Source organism: Halomonas salsilacus (genome assembly GCF_051216275.1).
Classification (GTDB): Bacteria; Pseudomonadota; Gammaproteobacteria; order Pseudomonadales; family Halomonadaceae; genus Halomonas.
The window spans coordinates 43989-70718 of sequence record NZ_JBPKAQ010000007.1 but is presented as its reverse complement, the minus strand read 5'-3'; the positions used below and the strand labels follow the sequence as shown (position 1 = coordinate 70718).

The 26730-nt window shown below is 65.1% G+C and carries 23 protein-coding genes and 1 tRNA gene; 15 read left to right on the top strand and 9 right to left on the bottom strand.

Annotation, left to right across the window (positions count from 1 at the left end):
- The first annotated feature begins 70 nt into the window (after positions 1-70).
- The gene (locus ACR80S_RS11460) at positions 71-1024 is read left to right on the top strand and encodes a histone deacetylase family protein (RefSeq protein ID WP_435399728.1); all 954 of its coding nucleotides are present in this window, start codon (positions 71-73) and stop codon (positions 1022-1024) included.
- Positions 1025-1171: 147 nt separating this feature from the next.
- Positions 1172-1804, top strand: a complete 633-nt coding sequence (locus tag ACR80S_RS11455; protein ID WP_435399729.1) for a helix-turn-helix domain-containing protein — start codon at positions 1172-1174, stop codon at positions 1802-1804.
- A gap of 1 nt (position 1805) precedes the next feature.
- On the opposite strand, the gene ACR80S_RS11450 is transcribed toward ACR80S_RS11455, so the two are convergent.
- A complete protein-coding gene (locus ACR80S_RS11450) occupies positions 1806-2657 on the bottom strand; it encodes a formate dehydrogenase accessory sulfurtransferase FdhD (protein WP_435399730.1) in 852 nt (283 codons plus the stop codon).
- A 121-nt stretch (positions 2658-2778) separates the two neighbouring features.
- Here ACR80S_RS11450 and ACR80S_RS11445 point away from each other — a divergent pair, with 121 nt between their 5' ends.
- From ACR80S_RS11445 to ACR80S_RS11395, 11 genes are all read left to right on the top strand, one after another.
- Positions 2779-3210, top strand: coding sequence for a DUF3305 domain-containing protein (locus tag ACR80S_RS11445; protein WP_435399731.1), 432 nt, complete (start codon positions 2779-2781; stop codon positions 3208-3210).
- Positions 3207-3791, top strand: coding sequence for a DUF3306 domain-containing protein (locus tag ACR80S_RS11440; protein ID WP_435403234.1), 585 nt, complete (start codon positions 3207-3209; stop codon positions 3789-3791). Before ACR80S_RS11445 ends, ACR80S_RS11440 begins: the two co-directional genes overlap by 4 nt.
- 30 nt (positions 3792-3821) lie before the next feature.
- Positions 3822-5531 carry a 4Fe-4S dicluster domain-containing protein gene (locus tag ACR80S_RS11435; RefSeq protein ID WP_435403233.1) on the top strand — a complete coding sequence of 570 codons (1710 nt, stop codon included), beginning with the start codon at positions 3822-3824 and terminating at the stop codon, positions 5529-5531.
- A gap of 2 nt (positions 5532-5533) precedes the next feature.
- Entirely contained in the window at positions 5534-6136 is a 603-nt protein-coding gene (locus tag ACR80S_RS11430) for a TorD/DmsD family molecular chaperone (RefSeq protein WP_435403232.1), read from the top strand.
- Between the two features lie 19 nt (positions 6137-6155).
- Positions 6156-6362 (top strand): twin-arginine translocation signal domain-containing protein, encoded by a 207-nt coding sequence (locus ACR80S_RS11425; RefSeq protein ID WP_435399735.1) that lies wholly within the window; start codon positions 6156-6158, stop codon positions 6360-6362.
- Between the two features lie 28 nt (positions 6363-6390).
- Positions 6391-9243, top strand: a complete 2853-nt coding sequence (locus ACR80S_RS11420; protein WP_435403231.1) for a formate dehydrogenase subunit alpha — start codon at positions 6391-6393, stop codon at positions 9241-9243.
- Positions 9244-9272: 29 nt separating this feature from the next.
- Positions 9273-9887 carry a formate dehydrogenase FDH3 subunit beta gene (fdh3B, locus tag ACR80S_RS11415; protein WP_435399737.1) on the top strand — a complete coding sequence of 205 codons (615 nt, stop codon included), beginning with the start codon at positions 9273-9275 and terminating at the stop codon, positions 9885-9887.
- A gap of 9 nt (positions 9888-9896) precedes the next feature.
- Entirely contained in the window at positions 9897-10958 is a 1062-nt protein-coding gene (locus ACR80S_RS11410) for a formate dehydrogenase subunit gamma (protein WP_435399738.1), read from the top strand.
- A gap of 124 nt (positions 10959-11082) precedes the next feature.
- Complete coding sequence (locus ACR80S_RS11405; RefSeq protein ID WP_435399739.1) at positions 11083-11400, top strand: DUF1244 domain-containing protein; 318 nt, start codon at positions 11083-11085, stop codon at positions 11398-11400.
- Positions 11400-11921, top strand: a complete 522-nt coding sequence (gene moaB, locus ACR80S_RS11400; protein WP_435399740.1) for a molybdenum cofactor biosynthesis protein B — start codon at positions 11400-11402, stop codon at positions 11919-11921. The genes ACR80S_RS11405 and moaB overlap by 1 nt, the downstream gene beginning before the upstream one ends.
- The gene (locus tag ACR80S_RS11395; protein ID WP_435403230.1) at positions 11914-13119 is read left to right on the top strand and encodes a molybdopterin molybdotransferase MoeA; all 1206 of its coding nucleotides are present in this window, start codon (positions 11914-11916) and stop codon (positions 13117-13119) included. Before moaB ends, ACR80S_RS11395 begins: the two co-directional genes overlap by 8 nt.
- A 12-nt stretch (positions 13120-13131) precedes the next feature.
- Here ACR80S_RS11395 and ACR80S_RS11390 read toward each other — a convergent pair whose 3' ends face one another.
- The 7 genes from ACR80S_RS11390 to ACR80S_RS11360 form a co-directional block, all read right to left on the bottom strand.
- Positions 13132-13704 (bottom strand): acyl carrier protein phosphodiesterase, encoded by a 573-nt coding sequence (locus ACR80S_RS11390; protein WP_435399742.1) that lies wholly within the window; start codon positions 13702-13704, stop codon positions 13132-13134.
- Positions 13705-13711: 7 nt separating this feature from the next.
- On the bottom strand, positions 13712-14065 hold the full coding sequence (locus ACR80S_RS11385) for a TusE/DsrC/DsvC family sulfur relay protein (RefSeq protein ID WP_435399743.1): 354 nt from the start codon (positions 14063-14065) through the stop codon (positions 13712-13714).
- Positions 14065-14355 (bottom strand): sulfurtransferase complex subunit TusB, encoded by a 291-nt coding sequence (gene tusB, locus ACR80S_RS11380; protein ID WP_435399744.1) that lies wholly within the window; start codon positions 14353-14355, stop codon positions 14065-14067. The genes ACR80S_RS11385 and tusB overlap by 1 nt, the downstream gene beginning before the upstream one ends.
- Positions 14356-14386: 31 nt before the next feature.
- Complete coding sequence (locus tag ACR80S_RS11375) at positions 14387-14770, bottom strand: DsrE family protein (RefSeq protein ID WP_435403229.1); 384 nt, start codon at positions 14768-14770, stop codon at positions 14387-14389.
- Between the two features lie 9 nt (positions 14771-14779).
- Positions 14780-15172 (bottom strand): sulfurtransferase complex subunit TusD, encoded by a 393-nt coding sequence (gene tusD, locus ACR80S_RS11370; protein ID WP_435400084.1) that lies wholly within the window; start codon positions 15170-15172, stop codon positions 14780-14782.
- A gap of 76 nt (positions 15173-15248) precedes the next feature.
- Positions 15249-15917, bottom strand: coding sequence for a Bax inhibitor-1/YccA family protein (locus tag ACR80S_RS11365; protein WP_416140616.1), 669 nt, complete (start codon positions 15915-15917; stop codon positions 15249-15251).
- 93 nt (positions 15918-16010) lie between these two features.
- Positions 16011-16457 carry an NUDIX hydrolase gene (locus ACR80S_RS11360; protein WP_435399746.1) on the bottom strand — a complete coding sequence of 149 codons (447 nt, stop codon included), beginning with the start codon at positions 16455-16457 and terminating at the stop codon, positions 16011-16013.
- 119 nt (positions 16458-16576) lie between these two features.
- Between ACR80S_RS11360 and ACR80S_RS11355 the strand changes: the two genes are divergently transcribed.
- Positions 16577-16664: transfer RNA gene (locus ACR80S_RS11355), tRNA-Ser, on the top strand.
- Positions 16665-17389: 725 nt separating this feature from the next.
- Complete coding sequence (locus ACR80S_RS11350) at positions 17390-25885, top strand: GH36-type glycosyl hydrolase domain-containing protein (protein WP_435403228.1); 8496 nt, start codon at positions 17390-17392, stop codon at positions 25883-25885.
- On the opposite strand, the gene ACR80S_RS11345 is transcribed toward ACR80S_RS11350, so the two are convergent.
- Positions 25871-26626 carry a phosphatase PAP2 family protein gene (locus ACR80S_RS11345; RefSeq protein ID WP_435399757.1) on the bottom strand — a complete coding sequence of 252 codons (756 nt, stop codon included), beginning with the start codon at positions 26624-26626 and terminating at the stop codon, positions 25871-25873. The two genes, ACR80S_RS11350 and ACR80S_RS11345, sit on opposite strands and share 15 nt — an antisense overlap.
- Between the last annotated feature and the right edge of the window lie 104 nt (positions 26627-26730).

The following is a 26730-nucleotide window of genomic DNA, read 5'->3' as shown; positions in this document are numbered from 1 at the left end:
ACGACCTATTGACACTGTCTGGCAAGGGATTGGGCAAAGTAAAGTGATCCCAGTCAGCCTGGAGGCACCAATGATCACCGGTTACATCACCCATCCCCACTGCATGCTTCATCACATGGGTCCCGAGCACCCCGAGAGCCCGCTGCGGCTGGAGGCGATTCGCGCCAGGCTGTCTCTGTCCGGGCTGCTGCAGCAGACCATGCAGTCCGAGGCCCGCGAGGCCACCGAGGAGGAGTTGGCTCGGGTTCACCCCCTGCGACATCTTCGCGCCCTGGACAAGTGTGTCCCGGAAGAGGGCATCGTCACCCTGGACAGTGACACCATGATGAATCCGGACAGCCTCAGCGCCGCCCGAGTGGCCGCGGGTGCGGTGATACGCGGCGTCGATCAGGTCTTTCGCCACCAGGCCGACAACGTCTTCTGTGCCGTGCGCCCTCCCGGGCACCACGCCGAAGCCACCGACGCCATGGGCTTCTGCTTCTACAACAACGTGGCCGTGGGCGCCGCCCACGCCCGCGAGAAGTATGGCGCACGGCGCATCGCGATCCTCGACTTCGATGTCCACCAGTGCAACGGCACCATCGACATCTTCAAGGATGATCCCGACGTGCTGGTCTGCACCAGCTTCCAGTACCCCTTCTACCCCTGGCGCTACCTGCGCAGCGAGTGGCAGAACGTCATCAACACGCCGCTGGAGGCGGGGACCGACAGCGCCGCCTTCCGTCGTGCCATCGAGGATGACTGGCTCCCCGCCCTGCATCGCTTCAAGCCGGAGCTGGTGCTGCTCTCCTCGGGCTTCGACGCCCACCGGGAAGACGAGATGGCCGAGCTCTGCCTTGAGGAGGAGGACTTCTACTGGGTCACCCACATGGCCCTGGAGATCGCCGCGCTCTACGCGGATAACCGCCTGGTCTCGGTGCTGGAGGGCGGCTACCACCTCGACTCCCTCGGGCGCAGCGTTGAGGCCCACCTCAAGGCGCTGCTGGGCCAACCCTTCAGCGACGCACCGGCTCCCTCGATCTAGTCGCCTGACGATCACTGCGCGGGAGTTTCCCGGCGGCGGGAAACGTACCTTGTCGGCGGAACTGCCAAGACGGCCTGGCGGCGGCGTTAACGCCGCCAGGCTGTGGTAAGCTCGAGGAAACCTGTTTCCGATAGTGAATTTCTGCCGATGACCGCCACCACCGATCAGGACGCCGCCCTGCGCATCGCCTCCGGGCGCAAGCCGCTCGTCGAACCGCTGCGCCTCGGCGAGCGCCTGCGCGAGATACGCCTGGCCAACCAATGGACCCTCGAGGACGTTAGCCAACGAACCGGCCTGGCCCGCTCGACGCTCTCCAAGATCGAAAACGACCAGATCTCCCCTACCTTCATGGCCGTGCAGAAGCTGATCGGCGGCCTGGGTATCGACCTGCCCCAGCTGCTCACGCCGCCTCGCCAGCAGAGCCGCACCATGGGGCGCCGCGACCTGACTCGAAGCGGCCAGGGCCAGCTGCACCCAACGCCCACCTACGAGCACGAACTGCTCAGCTGCGAACTGGCCCAGAAGCGCATGATTCCCTTCAAGACCATCGTGCGGGCGCACAATTTCGAGGAGTTCATCGAGTGGGTGCGCCACGACGGCGAGGAGTTCCTGATGGTTCTCGACGGCGAGGTCCTGCTCTACACCGAGTTCTACGAACCGCTGCGTCTCGAGCAGGGTGACAGCATCTACTTCGACAGCGACATGGGCCATGCCCTGGTGTCTGTGAGCCAGGCGGATGCCGTGGTGCTGTCGGTCTGCACGCGGGTCGACGCCGCCTGATTCAGCGCCCGCTGCCGGCCGCGCGATCACCCGGGCGGCGCGGCGGCACCGCATCCAGCACCAGGCGTCCGGCGGAATGGATCGCCTGAAAGTGTCGCCCCTTGGCGCGTGCGATCAGCATCACCCCAAAACGGTTGGCCAGCTCGACTCCCTTCTGGGTCACCCCGGAGCGCGAGACCAGCACGCCGATACCCATCTGGGCGACCTTGAGCACCATCTCCGAGGTCAGCCGGCCGGTGGTGTAGAAGATATCGGCCCCTTCCGAGTCTGCCTCCGCCAACCACTGTCGTCCCGCCAGGGTATCAACGGCGTTGTGGCGCCCCACGTCCTCGACGAAGTCCAGCACTCGCGTCTGGTGGCAAAGCGCACAGCCATGCACCGCCCCCGCACTGCGATAGGTCTCGTTATGTTCGCCGAGGTTCTCCAGCAGCGCGTAGAGCGTCGACTGGCGCAGCGGCGTCTCGGCCAGCGGCTGGCGCGGCACGGCGTCGAGCAGCCGGCCGAACACGGTGCCCTGGCCGCAGCCGGTGGTCACGGTGCGATGCCCCAGGCGCTCCTCGAGATCCTCGGGCAGGTGTCGGGTCACCACCGCCGCGGCCTCGACCTCCCAGTCCACGTGCACGGCCACCAGATCCTCGCCGGAGGTCAGCAGTCCCTGGTTGCGCAGATAGCCCACCACCAGCGCCTCGGGGTCGTCGCCCAGTGTCATCAGGGTGACAATCTCGCGCTTGTTAAGGTAGAGGGTCAGCGCGCGCTCGGCGGCAATCGCCTGCCGACGGGGGTCGCCGAACTCGTCGAGAACCTCGATCTCGAGGGTGGCAGGCAGGCGGGCGTGGCTGCGGGTCAACGGCATGACGCGTCTCGTCTGTTGTGGGTGGGCGCCGACGGCGACTTGACCATCATGGCAGGCTGGCGTCTTACTGTCTGCAGTACCGCCTGCATCACTGCACTCATCACAACAACAGGACAGCGCCGTGACAGACGCCCACAATCTGCGCCCCATCAACATCACCCTGGTCGCCCGGGAGCATGCCATCAACGGGTTCCGGGCCACCCAGTGGGAAATCACCGAGCTGAGCCCGAAACCGGGCGGCGACGCCACCCTGTGGCTGCAGCTCACCATGACCGAGCGCGCCGCCTACCGCTTCAACCTGACCTCGGGTAACCCGCGCCTGTTCGTGCGTGCCGGCTTCACCGGCGGGCCCGCCGAGCCCGGCGCCATCACCGCCAGCCAGGACGTGGCCGCCGCCTGGATGGACGGTGAGCAGCAGGTACTCGAGGCCCCCATGCCCCTGGCCATCCAGGTATGGATCGAGGCCTATCTTTCCCGCCACGGCGAAGCGCCAGTGGAGGAGCGCAAGAAGAAACGCAAGGGTGCCGGGCGCGCCCGGGAGATCCAGCAATGAGCCGACTGGAGCGCTGGTCTCGACGCAAGCGCGGCCTCGACGCCGACCCCACCACGACGGGCACGACCTCCCCTGCCCCGCCCCCCGTCGAGTCCTCTCCGGCCGACCCCCCTCGGGTAGAGGAGCCCGCCGATTCCGAGCCGCCCCCCCCTCTGGACGACACCCTCCCCGATCCGGAGAGCCTGCCGCCCGGCAGCGACTTCAGCCGCTACCTCCAGGAGGGCGTGAGCCAGGTGCTGCGCCGGCGCGCCCTGCGCCGGCTCTGGCAGTCCGACCATTATCAGGTGCGCGATGGCCTCGACGACTACGACGGCGACTACAGTCAACTCGAGACCATGGGCCGGGAGGTCGCCGAGGGGCTGCGCCACTGGAGTCGCAGGGTCGGTGACGCCCTGGAGGCCGATGCAGACGACGCCGAGAATCCCACTGTTCCGGTCGAGGAGCGGGTCGCCTCCGCCGCTGAGCCACCTGCCGATGATCCTGCGGTAGACGCCCCTGACGAGGGCGACCGGGGGATCGAAGGACGTGTTGAGGGCGACCATAGTGGTATACAAAATATTAGTGATAATCGTTATAAATGATTAATATCCTACCCCAAGACTGAGGTATTCATGCCCGCCCCCATCGCCCTGACGTCCCTGGATGATCGGCGCAATCGTGCCGCCCGGGAGGCGGCCAGGCGCCGAATTTCCTGGCCAGCGAACCTGGCTCCTGAGACCGTCGAGTTCGAGAGCCAGGGCCACCTGCTGATCCTGGGCGGCGAGCTCGACGCCCGCCGCGCCGCCGCGCGATTGGTCGACCGGCTGCCCGGCATTACATTGCTGGTGACCGAGCGCTCCAGCGCCGAGGATGATCCCTCCCTGGAGGAGATCTGGAATGCCACTAACGCCCTGCCCTGCCACAGAGCCGCCGGTGCCAATGCCCTGCACCTCGAGGGTTATCTGGGACGCTTCCTGGCCACCCTCGCCGTAGAGGGGGAGTCCGTGAACCTGGCCCAGGCCACCCTGGATCGCCCCGGTTTCGATCTCGTCCTTGACCTGGGGGCTCAACCCCACCTGGCGCTCGAACTCACCCCGCCGGGCTACCATGCAGTGCACTGGGGCAGTCCCGAGGGCGAGCAGGCACTGGAGACGCTGGCGGAGTCAGTCGGTATCTTCGAAACCCCTCGCCACGTGCGCGTCAACGCCGAACTCTGCGCTCACCAGCGAAGCGGCCAGCCCGGCTGCACCCGTTGCCTGGAGACCTGTCCGGCCGACGCCCTGGCCAGCCGCCAGGGCCGCGTCGAGGCCTGGATCGAGGTCGATCCCAACCGCTGTCATGGAGCGGGCAGCTGTGCCAGCGCCTGCCCCACCGGCGCCATCGAGTTCAACCTGCCGCGCCCCGCCCCCCTGGAGGGGTACCTGGCCGGCCTGCTCGCCGCCTATCGCGAAGCCGAGGGGAGGCATCCGGTAGTGCGTGTCGTCACCGCCTCGCGCCGTTTGGAGGAGGCCAACGAGGCGGCCGGCCATGTGCTCGACATCGAACTGGAGGAACTCGGCGCCGCCGGTCTCGATCACTGGCTCGCCGCCCTGGCGGCCGGCGCCGCCGAGGTGCGGCTGCAGCGCGATGCCGCCACCCCGGCAACCCTGCAGCGTCAGCTGGAGGCCCAGTTCGCCCAGGCCAGGGAACTGCTCGCAGCGCTGGGGCATTCCCCCGATCGACTGGCGTGGATCCCCTTCGAGGACGACGGCAGCGCTCGCGATGCCTTGCCCCGTAAGACTCCCTTGGTGGCACGTCCCCAGCCGACCCTGGCGGGAGGCAAGCGCGAGCGTCTCAACGCCACCCTCGACTGGCTGGCCGCCCAGGGCTCCCCTCATGGGGAACGCCATGCCCTGCCCGCCGGCGCCCCCTTCGGCGCCATCGAGGTCGACCTGGAGCGCTGCACGCTCTGCCAGGGCTGCGTGGCGCTCTGCCCGACCCCCGCGCTGTCCGGCGGTGACGACACCACCCCGCGCCTGGCCTTTCGCGAGGCCGATTGCATCCAGTGCGGGCTGTGCGCCTCCGGCTGTCCCGAACAGGCGATCACCCTGGCACCGGGCTTTCTCGCCGCGCCGGAGCGGCTCGAGACCCGGGTGGTCAAGGAGGAGCCCGCCTTCACCTGCATTCGTTGCGGCAAGCCCTTCGCCACCGCCAGCACCATCGCCAGTATCCAGCGCAAGCTGGTCGACCACCCTTATTTTGCCGGCGAGGCCCGTGCACGCCTCGAGATGTGCGAGGACTGCCGCGTCCAGGACGTCTGGCAGGAGCTCGCCCGTGACCCCGAACGTCAGTTAAAGGTGTAGCCATGCACGACAACCTCCAGTCCGTTGCAGTGCAGGATGAGACAGACGCCCTGAGGGCCGACATCTATCGGTTGCTCGCTAGGCTCCTCCTCGCCCCGCCGGACGCCGACCTGCTCGATTTTCTCGCCCATCTGGAACCCGACGAGGAAGACGACGAGATGGCCGACGGCTGGCGCGGCCTCGCTCAGGCGGCCCGGGCCACCTCCCCCGAGGCCGCCACCCACGCCCATTTCGAATTGCTGGTCGGGGTGATCCAGGGAGAGATCACCCCCTACGCCTCCTGGTACCTGCACGGCACCCTCATGGACGAGCCCCTGGTTGCCCTGCGCCGCGACCTGCGCCGGTTGGGCATCGCCCGGGCCGAGGAGAGCCGCGAACCGGAGGACCACCTGGGCGCCCTCTGCGAGGCCATGGCCCTGCTGGTCGAGCGTGACGATCCCGCCCAGCTCCCCTTCTTCGAATCCCACCTGGCGCCGTGGGCGCCACGCTGCCTCGCGCAACTGGCAGCGGCCTCCCCCGGCCTCTACGCTGAGACAGGACGTCTCGGCCTGCGCTTTCTCGAACGAGAGCGCCACCACCTCAGGATCCACAATCACAATAACTGACCCCACCGAGGAGTTCGCCATGTCCCGCTCCCATGACCCCAAACGCCGCCGCTTCCTACGCGCCATGGGCACCGGCGGTGCCCTCGCCGGCACCGCCGCCGTGATCGGTCACGTCAGCCTCTCCCAGGCCGATGTCCCACGCGACGACACGCCCCCCGGCGATGCCGACAAGCACTATCGGGAAACCGACCATGTGCGTGCCTACTACGCCACCCTGCGCGATTGAGCGCTGCCACCACCGGAGGTAAGTGATCATGCGTCTGACACGCAAACAGGACGCCCCGCGCAGCGCCGGCCTGGGCATCTCCCGTCGCCAGTTCCTCAAGCGCAGCGGCGCCGCCACCGGCGGCTTGGCCGCCGCGGGTTTCATGGGACACGGCATGCTGCGACCGGTAGAGGCCAGCGGCAAGACGCCGGTGCTCGACTCGCCGGCCGAGGTCAAGCGAACCATCTGCTCCCACTGCTCCGTGGGTTGCGGCACCTACGCCGAGGTTCAGGAGGGGATCTGGACCCGCCAGGAACCCGCCTTCGACCACCCCATCAATCGCGGCGCCCACTGCGCCAAGGGGGCCTCGCTCAGACAGCACGGGCACTCCAGCCGGCGGTTGAAGCACCCCATGAAGCTGATGGGCGGCCAGTGGCAGCAGATGACCTGGGACGACGCCATCGAGGAGATCGGCGAAAAGGTCCTGGCCCTGCGCGAGTCGTACGGCCCTGACAGCGTCTTCTGGCTCGGGTCGGCCAAGTTCAGCAACGAACAGGCCTACCTGTTACGCAAGTTTGCCTCCCTGTGGGGGACCAATAATACCGACCACCAGGCGCGCATCTGCCACTCCACTACCGTCGCTGGGGTGGCCAATACCTGGGGCTATGGGGCGATGACCAACTCGCTCAACGACATGCAGAACTGTCGCTCCATCCTGTTCATCGGCTCCAATCCCGCCGAGGCCCACCCGGTGGCGATGCAGCATTTCCTGATCGCAAAAGAGCGCAACAACTGCGACATCATCGTCGCCGATCCGCGCTTCACCCGCACCGCGGCCAAGGCCGATACCCACGTGCGCATTCGCCCCGGCTCCGATGTCGCCTTCATCTGGGGCCTGCTGTGGCACATCTTCGAGAATGGCTGGGAGGACAGCGAGTACATCCAGCAGCGGGTCTACGGCATGGATGAGGTGCGTGCCGAAGTTGCCACCTTCACCCCCTCGGTAGTCGAGAACGTCACCGGCGTGCCGGAAGCCACCATGCTTGACGTGGCCCAGCGCCTGGCCACCAAGAAGCCGGGCAGCATCGTCTGGTGCATGGGCGGCACCCAGCACACCACCGGCAACAACAATACCCGCGCTTACTGCATCCTGGAACTGGCCCTGGGCAACATCGGCAAGTCCGGCGGCGGCGCCAACATCCTGCGCGGCCACGACAACGTCCAGGGCGCCACCGACCTGGGACTGGACTCCAGTTCCCTGCCGGCCTACTACGGCCTGGCCGAAGGGGCCTGGCAGCACTGGGCGCGGGTCTGGGACGTCGACTACGAATGGATCAAGGCTCGCTTCGATCCGACCGAGTATCACGACGGCTACCCCATGAACAGCAACGGCATCACGGTGTCGCGCTGGGTCGACGGGGTACTCGAGGATGACGAGGCGATCTCCCAGCGCAGCGCGCTGAAGGCGATGTTCTACTGGGGCCACGCGGTCAACTCCCAGACCCGCGGCCCCGAGATGCGCCGCGCCATGCAGAAGCTCGAGATGATGGTGATCGTCGACCCCTACCCCACGGTGGCGGCGGTCATGCACGATCGCACCGACGGGGTCTATCTGCTGCCGGCCTGCACCCAGTTCGAGACCACCGGCAGCGTGACCGCCACCAACCGCTCGCTGCAGTGGCGCGACAAGGTGATCGAGCCGCTGTTCGAGTCGAAGCCCGACCACGAGATCATGTACCTGCTGGCCGAGAAGCTCGGCTTCGCCGATGAGTTGACCCGCAACATCCAGGTCAACGGCAAGGAGCCCCTGATCGATGACATCCTTCGCGAGATCAACCGCGGCACCTGGACCATCGGCTACACCGGCCAGAGCCCGGAGCGCCTCAAGGAGCACCAGAAGAACTGGCATACCTTCAGCTTCGAGAACCTGCGTGCCCAGGGCGGCCCTGCCGACGGCGACTACTATGGCCTGCCCTGGCCCTGCTGGGGGACGCCAGAATTCGCCCACCCCGGTTCACCCAATCTCTACGACCCCAGCGTGCCGGTGAAGGAAGGCGGCATGGGCTTCCGGGCCCGCTTCGGTATCGAACGTGACGGCGTGAACCTGCTGGCGGAGGGCTCCGCTCCGGTTCAGGGCGAGCTAGACGATGGCTACCCCGAGTTCACTGATCAGATGCTCAAGGACCTGGGCTGGTGGGACGATCTGACCGAGGAGGAGAAGGTCGCCGCCGAGGGCGAGAACTGGAAGACCGACCTGCTGGGCGGCATTCAACGGGTGGCCATCGAGCACGGTTGCGCCCCCTACGGCAACGCCAAGGCTCGCGCCGTGGTGTGGACCTTCCCGGATCAGGTGCCCAAGCACCGAGAACCGCTCTACACCACCCGCCGCGATCTGGTCGAACAGTTCCCCACCTGGGACGACTTCCGCTCGTTGTACCGGCTGCCGACTCTCTACAAGAGCATTCAGGATAACGACAATTCCGACCGTTACCCCATCATCCTCACCTCGGGGCGTCTGGTGGAGTACGAGGGCGGCGGCGAGGAGACGCGCTCCATGTCCTGGCTGGCCGAGTTGCAGCAGGAGATGTTCGTCGAGGTCAATCCGGCCGACGCCAACGATATCGGCATCGGCGACGGCGACACCGTCTGGGTCGAAGGGGCCGAGGGAGGTCGCGTGCGGGTCAAGGCGATGGTGACGCCCCGGGTCGGCCGCGGCGTGGCCTTCATGCCCTTCCACTTCGGCGGCATGTTCCAGGGCGAGAACCTGCATGACCGCTATCCGGAGGGGGCGGCGCCCTATGTGTTGGGCGAGGCGGCCAACACGGTCACCACCTACGGCTATGATCCTGTCACCCTGATGCAGGAAACCAAGTGCACCATCTGCCGGATCGAGCGCGCCTGAGCGATCGACAGCGAACAGGAGAACAAGACATGGCACAGATGAAATTCATGTGCGACGCCGAACGCTGCATCGACTGCAACGGCTGCGTCACCGCCTGCAAGAACGCCAACGATGTTCCCTGGGGCATCCAGCGCCGGCGAGTGGTGACTCTCAACGATGGCCAACCCGAGGAGGTTTCGATCTCGGTGGCCTGCATGCACTGTGATGATGCCCCCTGCATGGCCGTCTGCCCCACGGACTGCTTCTACAAGACCGATGACGGCATCGTGCTGCACGATAAGGACCTGTGCATCGGCTGCGGCTACTGCCTCTACGCCTGTCCCTTCGGTGCACCGCAGTTCCCGAAACAGAACGCCTTCGGCGAGCGGGGCAAGATGGACAAGTGCACCTTCTGCGCCGGCGGGCCGGCGGACAGCAGGGAGGAGGAGTACGAGAAGTACGGAGCCAACCGCATTGCCGAGGGGAAGCTGCCGTTGTGCGCCGAGATGTGTTCCACCAAGGCGCTGCTGGCCGGCGATGCCCAGACGGTGGCGGACATCTTCCGCCAGCGGGTGGTGCATCGCGGCCACCCCGACGGCGCCTGGTCGAACAACCCACAGGCCGCCGCCGACAGCCTGGCCTACGACGCCACCCAACAGGGGTAAGGAGGCATCATGATCCGTACCAACCTCTGGCCTATACCCTGGCAGGGCGTCTGTTTGGCCCTGCTGCTGGCACTGTGCAGCCTCCTCGCCTCTCCCGCCCTGGCCCAGGCCGAGCCAGAACGGGAGGCCGCCACTGCCGTGGTGGGGGCCTCCCCGGACGTCTGGCGGCAGGTGCGAAGTGGCGAAGTGGACGCCAACTTTCGCGACAGCCGGGCGGACTCCAACTACAACCTGGTCAACGCCAGCGGTGAACGCTGGCGTCAGCTGCGCAACCGCTGGGTCTCGCCCTTCGGTCTGATCGCCATCGGCGGCATGATCGTGGTGATCGCCTTGTTCCATGTGATCATCGGCGGGAAGGAACTCAGCGAACCTCGCACCGGGCGCAAGCTCATGCGCTGGCCGCTGTTCGTGCGCTCACTGCACTGGACCGTGGCCACGCTGTTCATCGTCCTGGCGCTGACCGGCCTCAACCTGCTCTTTGGAAAGTTCGTCTTTCGTTCGCTGTTCGGCGATGCGTTCTGGGCCTGGATGATCTCGACCTCCAAGCTGCTCCACAACTACCTGGGCCCGCTGTTCGGCATCCTGCTGGTGGTGCTGCTTGTCCGGGTACTGAAGCACAACTGGCCGAAGCGCCATGACCTAGAGTGGTTCAAGCAGGGTGGCGGCATGGTGGGCAAGGGCCACCCCGATGCAGGCTTCGCCAATGGCGGGGAAAAAGCATGGTTCTGGTTGCTGGCCACCGCCGGGCTGGTGGTCGTGGCGAGTGGCTTCGTACTCGACTTCCCCAATTACGGGCAGAGCCGCGACACCATGCAGTGGGCCAACATCATCCACGCCGTGGGCGCACTCGGGCTCACCGCGGTGGCACTCGGGCATATCTACATTGGCACCATAGGCTCGGAAGGCTCGCTGGAGGGCATGACCACCGGCTACGTGGACGTGACCTGGGCCAAGGATCACCACAACCTCTGGTATGAGGAGGTCAAGGACCAGGCGGTGCCCGAGGAGGCGCTCAGCGCCCACAAGCCCCCTGCCGGCGACGGCAGCGAAACGGCCTCTCGTCCCGGCTGACTCGTGTTGATTCACTCCCCATGCGACACCGCCTTCGGGCGGTGTCTTTTGTTATGCTGGGGCGACGCTTCCGCCCTCTCACGCCACCGCTACGCCACCCTCACGCCAAGGAGAAGTACCCGCCATGGAACATCTGGACGACGCCACCCGAACCGAACTCGAAGCCGCCGCCTTCCGCCGCCTGGTCAAGCACCTTGACGAGCACAAGGAGGTGCAGAACATCGACCTGATGATCCTTGCCGACTTCTGCCGCAACTGCCTCTCCAAGTGGCTGGTCAGCGCCGCCGAGGAGCGCGATGCCGACCTCGATTACGAGGTTGCTCGCGAGTACGTCTACGGCATGCCCTACGCCGAGTGGAAGAAACATCACCAGCAGGAGGCCACGCCCGAGCAGCTGGCCGCCCTCGAGGCCCGGCAGGCGAAGAAGCAGGAGAAAGCCTGATGAGCGAGCCGATGATCCCCCTCTCGGTGGCCGTGCTGACCATCTCCGACACCCGCACCGAGGCCACCGATCGCAGCGGCCAATCGCTGGTGGAACGGCTCTCCACCGCCGGGCATCGCCTTGCCGACAAGCAGATCGTCCCGGATGATATCTACCGGATCCGCGCCGTGGTCGCGGGCTGGATCGCCGATCCCGAGGTACAGGTGATCTTGACCACCGGCGGCACCGGCTTCACCGGCCGGGATTCCACACCCGAGGCGGTCAAGGTGCTGCTCGACAAGCCGATCGAAGGCTTCGGCGAGCTGTTCCGCCAGCTCAGCCGGGAGGAGATCGGCAGCTCCACGGTGCAGAGCCGCTGCCTGGGCGGCCTGGCCAACGGGACAGTGGTGTTCTGCCTGCCAGGCTCCACCGGAGCCTGTCGCACCGGGTGGGACGGCATCCTCGCCGAGCAGCTCGACAGCAGGCACAAGCCGTGCAACTTCGCGAACCTGGTGATCCCCGAGCGAGGCCAGCATGGCTGACCTAAACCCCGTCGAGGCGGCAGTCAAGGCGCTGCTGGACGGGGTCCAGCCGCTGCCCGGGGAGCGGCTGCCCTGCGAAGCGGCCGCCGGGCGTATCCTTGCCGAGCCGGTATCGGCACGTCTCGACGTGCCCCCCTTCGACAACAGCGCCATGGACGGCTATGCGCTCCATCACGGCGACGCCGGCGGCTGGGTCAAGGTGACCCAGCGCATCGCCGCAGGCGCCACCGGTGGCCCCTTGGCGCGGGGGACCTGCGCACGCATCTTCACCGGGGGCGCCATGCCCCTGGGGGCCGACTGCGTGGTGATGCAGGAGCGCTGCGCGCTCGGGGGAGAGCTCGTCCTGATCCCGCCGGAGGTTCCGGCCGGCGACAACGTTCGCCGCCGCGGCCGCGACGTCAGCGCGGGTGACGAGCTGCTGCCCGGTGGTGAGCCCCTCGAGGCTGCGGCACTCGGCCATCTCGCCGGCCAGGGCATCACCGAGGTGGTGGTACAACGCCGTCCCCGGGTAGTGCTGCTCTCCACCGGGGACGAGATCATTGATCCCGGTCAGCCGCTGTGCCCGGGCCAGATCTACAACTCCAACCGTCCTATGCTCAGGCGGCTGCTGGAGCGCTTCGGCGCCGAGGTGGTGAGAGTGGCGTCGATTCCCGACGATGCCGAGGGAACCCGACGTGCCCTGGCGAGAGCGGCCCGGGAGGCAGACGTGGTCATCACCACCGGCGGCGTCAGCGTCGGTGAGGAGGATCATGTGAAGGCCGCGGTGGAGACGCTGGGGCAGTTGGATCTCTGGCGCCTAGCCATCCGGCCCGGCAAGCCGCTGGCATTGGGTCGGCTCCCCGCCGGTGAACGCGAAACGCGCTTCGTGGGCCTTCCGGGCAATCCCGTCTCCAGCTTCGTGGGGGCCTGGCTGTTTCTGCGGCCGCTGATGGGCGCCCTGCTCGGCGCTCCGTCGTTGGCGTCACTGCCGCAACTTTCGGCGCGGGCCGACTTCACCACCACCACCGGACCGCGTCAGCACTACATGCGGGTGGCACTGGCATTCACGACAGAGGGGATTGTCGCGAAGGCCTTTCGTGACCAGAACTCTGGCGTGCTCAGCTCATGCATCAACGCTGACGCCCTGGCGTTGATCCCGCCAGAGTCCCGCATCGAGGTGGGCGACAGTATCGAATGCCTATGGCTCAACGGGGGCTGAAGCTCTCGCCCTTCACTGCCCTTTCCTCACTTCCAGTGCCTGGCGGACCTCCGGCCACAGGCGTTGGAAGTCATCTTCCAGACGGACCCGCTCTTCCTCGAGCCAGGGCACCAGTTCGGCCAGTCGGTTGGGGCCGGCAAGGCGCTGTCCAATACCGGCAATGGCGCGGCAGGTGAAGGCGAAATCGGCATAGCGGTGAAGCCAGTCCTGCTCCACCAGTGCCGGCACCAAGGTGGCCAGACGCGCCGGCGCCGGCTGGGCCTGCAGTACCCGGTAGGTGCGAGCAATCAGTGGCGACGGTTGCGTCTGCAAAGCCAGTTCACGCGCCACGAAGTGATCCCACACCAGGTCCAGGGCGATGCCGGCATAGCGGCGCTGGCGGTCCGGCGTCCTGCGCCGTATCTCGGCCACCACCGGGTGGGTATCCACGAAGGCGTCCACCCGACGGTGGTGGCGAATTCCGACCGCGACGTCACCAGGCCAGGCCGACAGGTCACTTCCCTTGACCCCGTCCGCGATCAGGTTGCCCCACAGGAACTCATCGCTGCCGCCACGGGCCAGCCAGGCATGAGCCAGGAAATTCACGCGGTGCTCACAGGCAGTGGGTGGGCTTGGGCAGCCCGGCAATGCGCGCGCCGCGCTTGGCAGGGCTACCGGGGAAGAGGTGCATCAGGTGAATCGAACGCCCCTTCTCCTCGCCCAGAGCCTTGGTCACCGCCTTCACCAGCGGCCGCATCGCCGGCGCCTGCTCGAAACGCGCGTAGAAGTCGCGCAGAACCCGGATGACCTCCCAGTGCTCATCGCTCAGCTCGATACCCTCCTCGGCGGCCATCATCCTGGCGACATCGGGGCTCCAGTCTCCTAGATTGATCAGGTAGCCCTCGGCATCCAGTGGCACCTGAACGTGTGTAGTATGTAGATAACGGTATATTTCTGTACTTGCCATCAGAACCAGCTCACCGTGCGCTCTGCCTCCTCGGTCAGGGTCACGAAACCCTCCACGTCGACCCGCACCACCGTGGCATCGCACAGCGGCTCCAGTCCGCGGGCACGGAGATCCTCCTCCAGAGCATAAAGTCGGCCCTGGAGGTCGTCGAAGCGGTCAACCAGCGCACACAATGCGCCCTGAACGCCGTCCTCGATCAGCAGCAGTCGATCGGCCGGCCCCATGGCCGAAAGCGCCTGACGATAAACCTCGCTAGTAGCCGGCGAGCGATTGAGAATATGCAGCGTCATCATTGTGTCTCTCCAGGCGGCACCGCCACCCTCAGAAGGTCAGTACCAAGGCATGCCTCGAGGCCAGCATGGACAGCTCGAGGGACCCCACTGCCCTCGCGGGCAGCATGAGCCCATCGCCACGGAGCCCGAACCGGGCCAGGGCAGCGGCCTCCACCAGCAGGGTATTGATATCATACATCTCAAGCATCTCGAGCGTCGGCGCCGTGCCCTTCTGCCCTAGGGGGCCGCTATTCTGTCCGGGCACCAGGGCGGTGACGCCCTCGCCCATGAACAGGAGCGTCACCCGGCGCCCGAAGGCGGCGGCGACCAGGGCGGCATCCAGACCCTCGCGCAGCCAGCTCGAGCCGTGGGGGCCATGGCGCAGGATCACCAGCAGATCACCCTCGATGCATTGCGCCTTGTCGTTTACCATGCCGCCTCCTCAGGGTCCGAACGTCACCAGGCGATCGCAGCGCAGGCCGAGATCCACCAGCTGGCCAAGCCCGGTCAGCTCGAAGGGAGGCTCGACGCTATGGCCCTGCTTGCCGTGTCGGGCGGCCTCACGCTCATCCAGCAGGCCGCGGCGGAGCGCGGCGGCGATACACACCTGGAGCGACACGCCATGGTCGTCGGCCAGTGCCGCCCAACCATCCAGCAGGTGCGGTTCGTCCTGGGGCGGCGCCGCAAGACGCGCGGCGTTGTGAACTCCGTCATGGTAGAAGAATACCCCCTCCAGGCGGTGCCCTCGCCCCGCCACCGCCCGGGCAAAGCGCAGGGCGGAGTGAGCGGCCTGGCTGCTGTAGGGTGCGCCCATCAGCAGAATCCCGTAACGCATCATGGATCTCGACACTCCACAAACAGGCTGGCCCCGCCGAGGCGGGGCCAGCCGAGGACCTCGTGACCGGCCAGGTTCAGTCGCTGCTCATGATGCCGAGCAGCGAGAGCAGGCTGATGAAGAGATTGTAGATCGACACATAGAGGGTGATGGTGGCAAGAATGTAGTTGGTCTCGCCGGCCCGGTGCACGATCTCGCTGGTCTGGTAGAGGATCGCCGCCGAGGCAAACAGCACGAAACCGGCGGAGACCATCAGCATCAGGGTGGGAATCTGAAAGACCAGGCCCGCCACCATGGCCAGGATCAGCACGATGGCGCCGGCCATCAGGAAATTGCCCAGGAAGCTAAAGTCCTTCTTGGAGATCAGCGCCACGGCGGAGAGGCCGATGAAGGTCAGGCCGGTCATGGCCAGGGCATTCATCACGAGCGCCGCGCCGTTGGGCAGTGCCAGGTAGGCGTTGAGAATCGGCCCCAAGGTAAAGCCCATGAAGCCGGTGAAGGCGAACGTCGTGAGCAGGCCAAGGGCCGAGTTGGCGGTCTTGTGGACGAGGAACATCAGGCCGTAGGCGCCGATGAAGAACACGAAGATGTTCATGCGCTCGACGCCCATGGCCATCGCAGCACCGGCCGTGACCGCCGAGAACAGCAGCGTCATGGCGAGCAGGCCATAGGTGTTGCGCAGCACCTTGTTGGTGCCGATCGCCTGGCTCTGCGGGCGAGTTAGCTGAGTGTCTTGGTATGCCATGGGTCCAGGGCTCCCTGTGTTTTGATGGATCGTGACAATGGACCTAGAATGCCCACTCGAGGTTCCCCGCGCAAGCCCTTGACCGGGCATGGCTCAACGATGATTCGTTGCACCAAGCAGGAGCATGGCCACCTCGGACGCCGTGGCGCAGACATCACCTGCGGCCGCCATGATGGCCTCGAGGTCCATCCAGCAGGCGTGCGTGGCGTCATCCCGGGCCGTTGGCTCACCGGCTTCCCAGGACATCTGCATGACCACCACGACATAGTGGAAGCCCAGCCTGCCATCGTCATCATGCTCGATGATGTCGAATGCGGTGAGCGGTTGGCAAGCCGTGGCCCGCACGTCGGTCTCCTCGAGCAGTTCGCGCGCCGCGGCATCGGCAAGGCATTCGCCGGGCTCCACCTTGCCCCCGGGAAGCGCCAGCCGCCCGGCGTTGGGCGGGTTGCGCCGCCTCACCATCAGCAGACGCCCTTCTCTCTCCACCGCGCAGGAGATGGCGGCTACCGGTAACGAAGGCATACTCTTTGTCTGGGTCATGGCAGGCTCCGGCGTTGCAGGGGCCAGTGTGCCACCCCGTCGGCGACCTGGCTAACGCCTTGATCCGATAGCCCTCTTGACCCGTCACCGAAAACTGGTAATATTCATCGCCGTAAGCCGGAGGGGTGGCAGAGTGGTCGATTGCACCGGTCTTGAAAACCGACGAACCGCAAGGTTCCCAGGGTTCGAATCCCTGCCCCTCCGCCATTACATCTTAAAAACCAGCCAGCTGTGGCTGGTTTTTTTTGGTTTACCCCCTCCGCCCGTACCTCGGCCTCATAGCGCCAACCTTCCTGTTTCGAGTCGCACCTTAAGCAATGCCAGGCCATGGCTGAACAATAAACGCCACTTGACCGCAACTTGGGAGTGGCGACCCTGGCAATCGTCTCACTCGGCGACTTATATGTACGCCAGCGCACCGACCCTGCGCGACCGGCAACCTAGAGTCCAATAGCCATCAGACGGCATACCGACATTGACCTCGATATCGGCCACTGATGACGAATGGAACTTCTATGAAAAATATCCTTCGGGTCATCAGCGCTGTGGTTGTGATGCCGGCAGTGCTATCGGTCCTGAACTGACAACAGGCGCTCTCGATGACTCTCTTCGGCGCCTTCCGCCAGCTCAGCTACCGCCTTGGACAATGGCTACAGGCCAGACGTCAGACTGCTTCTAACGGCGAGATCACCTCAATACCTCCCGCGGAGTTGTTCAGTGCTGCGCAGATGGAGGTACACGGCTCGTGGCTTGCCGGCAGCCATCATCTCGCCAAAGGATACGCGCCCGACCTACTGCTCCCCCGCCTGAGAGACAATGAGAAGGCCTTGGTCGGTAGCTGCAACCGGTTAACCGCAGCAGTCGCCGAGGAGCACCGCATCGCTCCAGCAGGCGAGGGCTTACTGGATAACTTCCATCTTCTCGAAGAGCAGATGCTGACCGCCAAGCGGCACCTGCCACCTGGCTACAGCAAGGCACTCCCTCGGCTCTTGACCGGCCCCTCCGCGGGACGCCCCCGCGCCTACGATATCGCCATGGAAGTCATCGCCCACAGTGACGGTCATCTGGCTCTAGACAACCTGAACCGCTTCGTGACCGCCTATCAGCGCAACACCACGTTAACGCTGGGCGAGCTGTGGGCAATCCCCATCATGCTGCGCCTGGCGCTGATCGAGAACCTGCGCCAGGTGGCCGACCGTCTCGATGCAGTACTCAGCGAACGCCAGCTGGCCGAGGCCTGGGCAGAGCGCATGGTCGTAACCGCCGAGGGCGACCCCAAGAATCTGATCCTGCAGGTGGCCGACATGGCCCGCTCGAAGCCCCTGATGAGCAGCGAGTTCGTGGCCGTGCTGTCACGACGATTGCAGGGGCGAGGCCCGGCCCTCACGCTACCGCTCTCATGGGTCAAGCAGCGACTGTCCGACTCCGGCACCAGTATCGAGCAGCACATCTTGCTGGCCAATCAGCACCAGGCGTCCGACCAGGTATCGGTGAGCAACAGCATCGGCAGCCTCAGGACCATCGGTGCCATCGACTGGCAAGACTTCGTTGAGTCGCAAAGCGCTGTCGAGCAGGCCTTGCAAGAGGACCCCAGCGGGGTCTATCCACGCATGGACTTTGCCACCCGTGACCGCTATCGCCATGTGGTGGAAACGCTTGCCAGTCAGTCAAGATTTAGCGAAAGCGAGGTTGCGGGCCTCGCCATTGGGCTCGCCACTTCTGCTGGTCAGGCGAACGCCGATCCTGAGCGTGCTCGTCACGTCGGCTACTACCTGATCGGCGGTGGGTTGGCCGACCTGACCCGACAGGCCAGCGTGCGCCGTTCACTGCTCCATCGCCTGGGCATCAGCATGCGGCAGAGAGCCCTGTCCTTCTATCTTGTCGGTATCGCTGGCCTCACGCTGCTGATCAGCGCCGGTGTGCTGTTTACCGCCTGGTCGCGACTCACTGACCAGGCGCCACTGGCCTGGATGCTGAGCGTCACTGTGCTGGCACTGCTGGTCAGCAGTCAGACCTCGGTCTCGCTGGTCAATCGGCTGACGGCAATGATGGTGAAACCACGCACGCTGCCACGCATGGAGGTCAAGAGTGGCATCCCCGCGCAGTGCCGCACTCTGGTTGTCACGCCGACCCTACTGACCGACGCCGTCGGCATAGCCTCCCTGCTGGAATCACTCGAGGTGCGCTTCCTGGCCAACCAGGATGCTTATCTGCATAGTGCCCTGCTCACCGATTTCAACGATGCACAGCAGGCCACACTACCCGATGACGATGCCCTGTTGACGCTGGCTCAGGAGGGCATCTCGCGGCTGAACACCACCTATGCGGAACAGTGGCGCGCCCTCGGCGGTGACGGGACACCGTTTTATCTCTTTCATCGCCCGCGCTGCTGGAACGCCCAGGAACGCTGCTGGATGGGATACGAGCGCAAGCGCGGCAAGCTCTCGGACCTCAACGCCTTGCTTCGCGGCAGACCACAGGCCCAGGGTCGAGAGCGCTTTTCACGGGTTGTCGGTGATACCTCACCGCTGCTGGAAGTGGTCTACGTGATCACCCTGGACAGCGATACGCAGCTCCCACGCGATGCTGCTCGCCAACTGGTCAGCGCCATGGCCCATCCGCTCAACCGCCCCCGTCATTCGCCCCTGACGGGTCTGGTTGTCGATGGCCACGGCATTCTTCAGCCCAGCGTCGCGGCTAGCCTGGAGGGAGCCAACCGGTCACGCTATGCGCGATTGTTTGGCGGTGAGGCGGGCATCGATCCTTACACTCAGGCCATCTCCGACCTCTATCAGGACCTGTTCGGCGAGGGCTCCTATATTGGCAAGGGGATCTACGATGTCGATGCCTTCGAGCGAGCGGTTGGCACACGTTTTCCCGAGAACCTCATCCTCAGCCATGACCTGCTTGAAGGCTGCCATGCCCGTTCCGGACTGGTCAGCGATATCATTCTCTACGAGGATCATCCCAGCCACTACCTCGACGACATCAAACGCCGCAAGCGTTGGATACGCGGCGATTGGCAGTTGGCCGCCTGGCTGGGGCGGCACCCCCCCACGTGTGATAGGGAACCGAGCGGCCAGACCGTCAACGCGCTGCCGTTGCTGTCACGCTGGAAGCTGCTGGACAATTTGCGACGCAGCCTCTTTCCCATCGCCCTGACCGCACTACTACTGGTGGGATGGACCCAGCCAGTGACCGCCTGGGTCTGGACCATCGCCGCTGCCGCGCTGCTGCTGGTTCCTTCGATCGCCGACGTCATCCGCGACTTATTGAGCAAACCCGACGAGCGTCCACTTTGGCAGCACCTGGCGTGCACCTCATACGACCTGATCGGACGCACTGGCCAAGTTGGCTTCCAGCTCAGCTGCCTGCCGTTTGAGGCCTACATACATCTGGACGCCATCCTGCGTACCCTGTGGCGACGACATGTCAGCCACCGTCATCTGCTGGAGTGGGTGCCTTCGAGTGCTTGCCGGGTGGGCACCCCAGGCGACGGCGTCGAGGGCCTGCGTGGCATGTTCAGGCAGATGTGGCTCGCCCCCGCACTGGCCGTCAGCGTGGCCCTGGTGCTGGCCATCGCCCAGCCAATGACGCTGCTTGCAGTAGCCCCCCTCCTGCTGCTGTGGGGAGCAGCGCCGGGTCTAGCCTGGTGGCTGAGCCGACCGCAACGGCCGCGTCCATCACAGCTGGATGAGGGGCAAACCCGGTTCCTGCAAGCTCTGGCCAGACGCACCTGGGCGTTTTTCGAACAGACCCTGAACGCCGAGGATCACTGGCTACCACCCGACAACCTCCAGGCGTACCGCCAGATCTCGCTGGCCCATCGCACCTCGCCGACCAATATCGGAATGGCGCTGCTGGCTAACCTGGCGGCCTATGATTTCGGCTACCTCAGTGCAGCGGGCTTGATAACACGCAGCGAACAGACTCTGGGAACACTGGGAATCCTGCCCCGGTACCGCGGTCATTTCTACAACTGGTATGACACCCAGACCCTGGAGCCACTGACACCGCACTATGTCTCGAGCGTCGATAGCGGCAACCTGTCAGGCCACCTGCTGACCCTGAGCCGCGGCCTGCTCGAGGTGGTGGACTCGCCGATCCTGCCAGAGCGCTGCTGGCAAGGGCTGCGCGATACCCTGGCGCTCATCGAGGAGTGTGGCGGTGGCGCCATGCAGGTTCCGCTGGATGCCTACCGGCAGGTGCTGGAGACCACCTGTCCGACGCCGCAAGACAGCCTCGCGACTTGGCACCAGGCGCTCACCCGGCTAGGCGAAGCCAGCGTCGTGCTGACCGACGCCATGCGCCCCCTTGCCCAGCCGGTGCAGCCCGAGGCCAGCGCCTTAGCGCAAGCGTCGTTGCTGGAAGAGAGCGCTCATCAGTGGGCTCTCAGCCTGCATCAGCAGACCCAGGCTATGCTTGATGAACTCGCCGAGCTGGCCCCCTGGCTGGCACAATCGGCACGGCTGGGTGACTCCCCGCTCGGCAGGGCACTCGAGACACTGATGCTGCCTTCGCTTCGCGATATCACCACGCTTGACAGGCTTCTCGGCAGCGTCACGGCAGCACCACCGCAGCACGCCATCGGTGACGACCAGACGACTCCGCTGCGCAATGCGATCGGCCACGCCAGGGGGCGAGCACGGCAGCGTATCGCGACGCTCGAACAACTCGCCGCCCGCTGCGTTGATTTCGCCCAGGTCGAGTATGGCTTCCTCTTCGATCCAACCAAGCACCTGCTCGCCATCGGCTATAACGTCACCGAGGAGCGCCTCGATACCGGCTATTACGATCTGCTCGCATCGGAATCACGGCTGAGCAGCTTCGTGGGTATTGCCTTGGGACAGCTACCCAAGGAGAGCTGGTTCAGCCTCGGCCGACTGCTGACCCGCGCCGGGGGGAAACCGGTACTGCTGTCCTGGAGCGGCTCGATGTTCGAGTATCTGATGCCGATGCTGGTGATGCCGACCTACCCCAATACGCTGCTCGACCAGACCTGCCGCGCGGCCGTGGCGCGCCAGATCGACTATGGCAGGCAACGCGGCGTGCCCTGGGGGATTTCCGAGTCTGGCTACAACACCGTTGATGCCAAGCTCAACTATCAGTATCGCGCCTTTGGCGTACCCGGCCTGGGGCTGAAGCGTGGCCTGGCGGAGGACCTGGTCATCGCCCCCTACGCCTCGGTCATGGCGTTGATGGTGGCGCCGGTCGCAGCCTGCTACAACTTGCAGCGCCTGGCACGTGAGGGGGTCATGGGGAAATTCGGGCTGTTCGAGGCGGTTGACTACAGTCCTTCGCGCCAGCGCCGTGGCTCGCACAAGACGTTGGTGCGCTCGTTCATGGCCCACCACCAGGGGATGAGCCTGCTGGCCCTGGCCTACCTGCTGCTGGAGCAGCCGATGCAGCGCCGTTTCAGCGCTGATCGCCACGTACAGGCCATACTCCTGCTGTTGCAGGAGCGAATCCCCCGAGCCAGCCCCCTGTTCACGCACGTTGCACGATTGGCGGAAGTACATGCCGCCAGCAACCGCGGCGACCCTCCGATACGTGTCTTCGACAGCGCTGATACCGCGACGCCGGCGGTGCAGCTGATCTCGAATGGCCGCTATCACGTCATGGTCACCAATGCCGGCGGAGGGTACAGCCGTTGGCGTGACCTCGCCGTGACGCGCTGGCGCGAGGACCCGACCCGCGACCACCATGGCATCTTCTGCTATCTGCGGGACCTCGAGAGCGGCCATGTCTGGTCAAATGCCTATCAGCCTACGCGCTCTTCCAGCAGCCACTATCAGGCGATCTTTGCCGAGGGGCGCGCCGAGTACCGACGCCGTGACAGCGTCGGCAGCGGCGAGGTGGAGACCTATACCGAGATCGCCGTATCACCCGAGGATGACATCGAGCTGCGCCGGATACGCCTCACCAACCACACCTCGCAGCGTCGCAAGCTCGAGGTCACCAGCTATGCTGAGGTGGTCATTGCCCCCGCGGCCACGGATGAGCTCCATCCCGCCTTCAGCAACCTGTTCGTGCAGACCGAGATCATCGCGCCCCACAGCGCGATCCTCTGCCACCGTCGCTCGCGAGCCCCGGAGGACATCTCGGCATGGATGTTCCAACTGCTGATCGTGCGTGACGCACCTAGTCCTGCGGCCTCCTATGAAACGGATCGGCTTGGTTTTGTTGGTCGCTGTCGAGACTCCGTGGCACCGCAGGCCATGGACCGACCCGGTGAGCTGTCCGGCAATGCCGGCGCGGTGCTCGACCCAATCGCCGCCATCCGCCGATCTTTCAGCATCGAGCCCCACCACGCTGTGACGCTGGACCTGGTGACAGGCATGGCGGGCTCGCGTGCCGACGCCGAGTGCCTGATCGCCAAGTATCAGGATCGCCATCTGGCCGATCGCGTCTTCGAGCTCACCTGGACCCATCGCCAGGTGGTCCTCGAGCAGCTGGATGCCACCGAAGCCGACGCCCAGTTGCATGCGCGGCTGGCCAGTGCCGTCGTCTATGCGCATCCCGCACTGCGCGCCGAGCCTGCCATCATCACCGCCAACCGTCGTGGTCAATCCGCGCTGTGGAGCTATGCCATTTCCGGCGATCTGCCCATCGTGCTGTTGCGGATCGGAAGTAGCACCAGCCTCCCCCTGGTGCGGCAGCTTATACAGGCGCATGCCCACTGGCGTCTGCAGGGTCTCGCCGTCGACCTGGTGATCTGGAACGAGGAGCACGCGGTCTACCGCCAACAGTTGCAGGAACAGATCCTGGGACTGATTGCCTCGGGCAGCGGCACCAACCATATCGACCGCCCCGGTGGTATCTTCGTGCGCCCACTGGAACAGATATCAGGCGAAGATCGCCTGCTGTTTCAGGCAGTGGCCCGCGCCATCATCCTCGACAGCCGCGGCACTCTGGAAGAGCAGCTCGATCAGCGCCAGCGCAATGATGCCAGGCCGCCCCTGTTGAAAGTCACGGACAGCCGCCCCTCCGCACCCAGCGCCACCCCGGCAGCACCACAGGGAATTATCCTGAGCAACCCGCTGGGGGGATTCAGTGCCAACGGGCAGGAGTATGTCATCCGGCTCGGACCCGACCAGCACACTCCGGCGCCCTGGGTCAACGTGATCGCCAATCCCGATTTTGGCTGCGTGATATCGGAGAGCGGTGGCAGCTACACCTGGAGTCTCAATGCCCACGAAAACCGGTTGACGCCCTGGCACAACGATCCGGTCAGCGACACCAGTGGCGAAGCGATCTATCTTCGCGATGAAGAGAGCGGTCATGTCTGGTCTCCCACACCTCTCCCCGTGAATAGCACCGCCGGCTACCTGGTGCGCCACGGTTTTGGCTACAGCGTGTTCGAGTCCGAACAGGACGGTATCAGCACGCAGCTATGGGTCTATGTGGCGCTTGATGCCAGTATCAAGTTTTCCGTGCTCAAGCTGCGTAATCTGTCGGCGCGGGTGCGCCACCTGTCGGTGACCGGCTACGTCGAATGGGTCCTCGGCGACCTACCTGCCAAGACGGCCATGCATGTGGCCACCGAGGTCGCCACGGCGAGTGGGGCCCTGCTGGCCCGCAACGTGTATCACAGCGAACTGGGCGAGCAGGTGGCCTTCTTCGATGTCGACGATCCTGCTCGCACGCTAAGCGGCGACCGCCAGGAGTTTATTGGGCGTAACGGCAGCCTGCGCCAGCCTGCCGCCCTGCAGCGTACCCATCTCTCCGGCATGGTAGGGGCCGGTCTCGACCCGTGCGCCGCATTGCAGGTCAAGCTCACGCTGGGACCAGACGAAAGCCGGACGGTAATCTTCCGACTCGGGGTGGGCAGTGATCTTGAGCAGGCCAACGCATTGATCCAGCGCTATCGCGTCGCAGGGGCGGCCAGCCAGGCCCTCGAGGAGGTCCAGGCGCACTGGCGACATACCCTCGGCGCGCTTCAGATCGAGACCCCCGACCCGGCGCTGGATGTGATGACCAACGGCTGGTTGCTCTACCAGACCCTCGCCTGTCGACTGTGGGCGCGCAGCGGCTACTATCAGTCCGGCGGCGCCTTCGGCTTTCGCGATCAGTTGCAGGACAGCATGGCACTTGCGCATGCCGCACCCGAGTGCCTGCGCGTCCAGTTGCTGCTGTGTGCCAGTCGGCAGTTTCTTGAAGGGGACGTGCAGCACTGGTGGCACCCACCTCAGGGACGCGGTGTTCGGACACGATGTTCCGACGACTACCTGTGGCTGCCGCTGGCGCTCTGTCGCTATGTGCGAATCACCGATGACATGGACGTACTCGACGCACTGGTCACATTCCTCGAGGGACGCGCCGTAGGCGAAGAGATGGATGCCTACTACGACCTGCCTGGCATTGCACCAGGTAACGCCAGCCTCTACCAGCATGCCTGGCTGGCCCTTCGTCACGGACTGAGGTTCGGAGAGCATGGCCTGCCACTGATGGGCTCGGGGGACTGGAACGATGGAATGAACCTGGTTGGCATCAAGGGCCGCGGTGAAAGTGTCTGGCTGGGGTTTTTCCTGTGCCAGGTACTCGAGGAGTTCAGTCAGTTGGCTCACCGCTATGGTGATCTCGAGACGGCCGAAAGCTGCCGAATTTCACGCCTTACGCTACGCGACAGCCTGGACCAGCACGGCTGGGACGGAGGCTGGTATCGCCGAGCGTACTTCGATGACGGCACTCCGCTGGGCACGGCGACAGGAAGCGAATGCTGCATCGACTCAATCTCGCAAAGCTGGGCGGTGCTCTCAGGTGCCGGCGACGGAGATCGCACTGAGCAGGCGATGGAGGCAGTCTTCACCCACCTGGTGCACCCCGAGCAACGGCTGATCCAATTGCTCACCCCGCCCTTCGACAAGGCAAGCCCGACACCCGGCTACATTCGAGGCTATGTGCCAGGCGTGCGGGAGAACGGCGGTCAGTACACCCATGCGGCGATATGGGCGGCAATGGCGTACGCACGCCTCGGTCAGAGCGAGCGTGCCTGGCTGCTGTTGGATATGCTCAATCCCATCCATCACTCACAATCGGCATCCGGCATGGCCAGATACCGGCTGGAACCCTACGTGATGGCGGCCGACATCTATGCCATGCCGCCCCATGTGGGGCGCGGCGGCTGGAGCTGGTATACCGGCGCGGCGGGATGGATGTATCGCCTCATCAGTGAGTCGCTGCTCGGCCTGCATCAGGCCGGCAACACCCTGACGATAACGCCCTGCCTGCCCGCGGCCTGGTCGCAAGTCAAGGTGCGTTATCGCTTTCACGGTACCCCCTACTGCATCACTGTCCGACAGACCCCAGAGTCTGGGCATCACCCATCGATCATTCGCCTCGACGGGGTCAGCCAGCCAGATCCAATCATTACGCTATGTGATGATGGCCGGGAGCACCATGTCGAGATGCAGCTATTCGGTGTCTGACCAGTTCTCCTCTGATTCCACCTGCCCCCGTCGCTGCATCCAGCGCATCACGAGCCAACACAGCGCCGCCCAGGCAGCCCCGGCGGTCCAACCAGCAAGAACATCTGTAGGCCAATGGACTCCGAGGTAGACACGGCTTATACCGACCAGCAGCGTGAGCATGATCGCAAGCACCATGATGTATGCCTTCAGCCTCAGCTCAGGCTGTATGCGGATAAGCAGAACGGCAAGGGTGAGATAGGTCACGGCAGACATCATGGCATGCCCGCTGGGAAAGCTGGCGGTGTAGGCGATGGATTCATGAGGAACAAGATCGGGTCGAGGGCGATCAAAGCCAATTTTCATTAGTGTGCTTAGCAATACCCCGCCGGGCACCGCGACCGAGGCAAAGAGCGCCGCGCGATAGCGCCGGGCGAGTAGTAGGTAACCCAGGGCGCCCAGCGAGATCAGCACCAGCACGCCTACACCGCCGAGTGCGGTAAAGTCCCGCCCAAGCTCCTCTACCCAGGCCGGGCCGAGCGGATCAGTGTGATCTGCAGGGTCGCGCAGGGAGAGCAACAGCCTTTCATCGATGCTCTGGGTATCACCCTCGGAGACTTCATCGGCCAATTCAATGAACCCCCATATCCCACCGGAAAGTACCAGGACACACAGCAGTGCCGTAAACTCGTAGCGGGCGAGACGAGCCAGCATGGAGAGGCCTTGACGTCCCACATGCTCAGTCTTTTCGAAACGATGCATAGCAACTCCATTGCTGTGAAAGCCACACGCCAACCCGTTGCTCTGCTGTGGTTCGGATTCGGACCAGGCGCGATGCTCTGATCGGGCTCACTGGAATAGCCCGG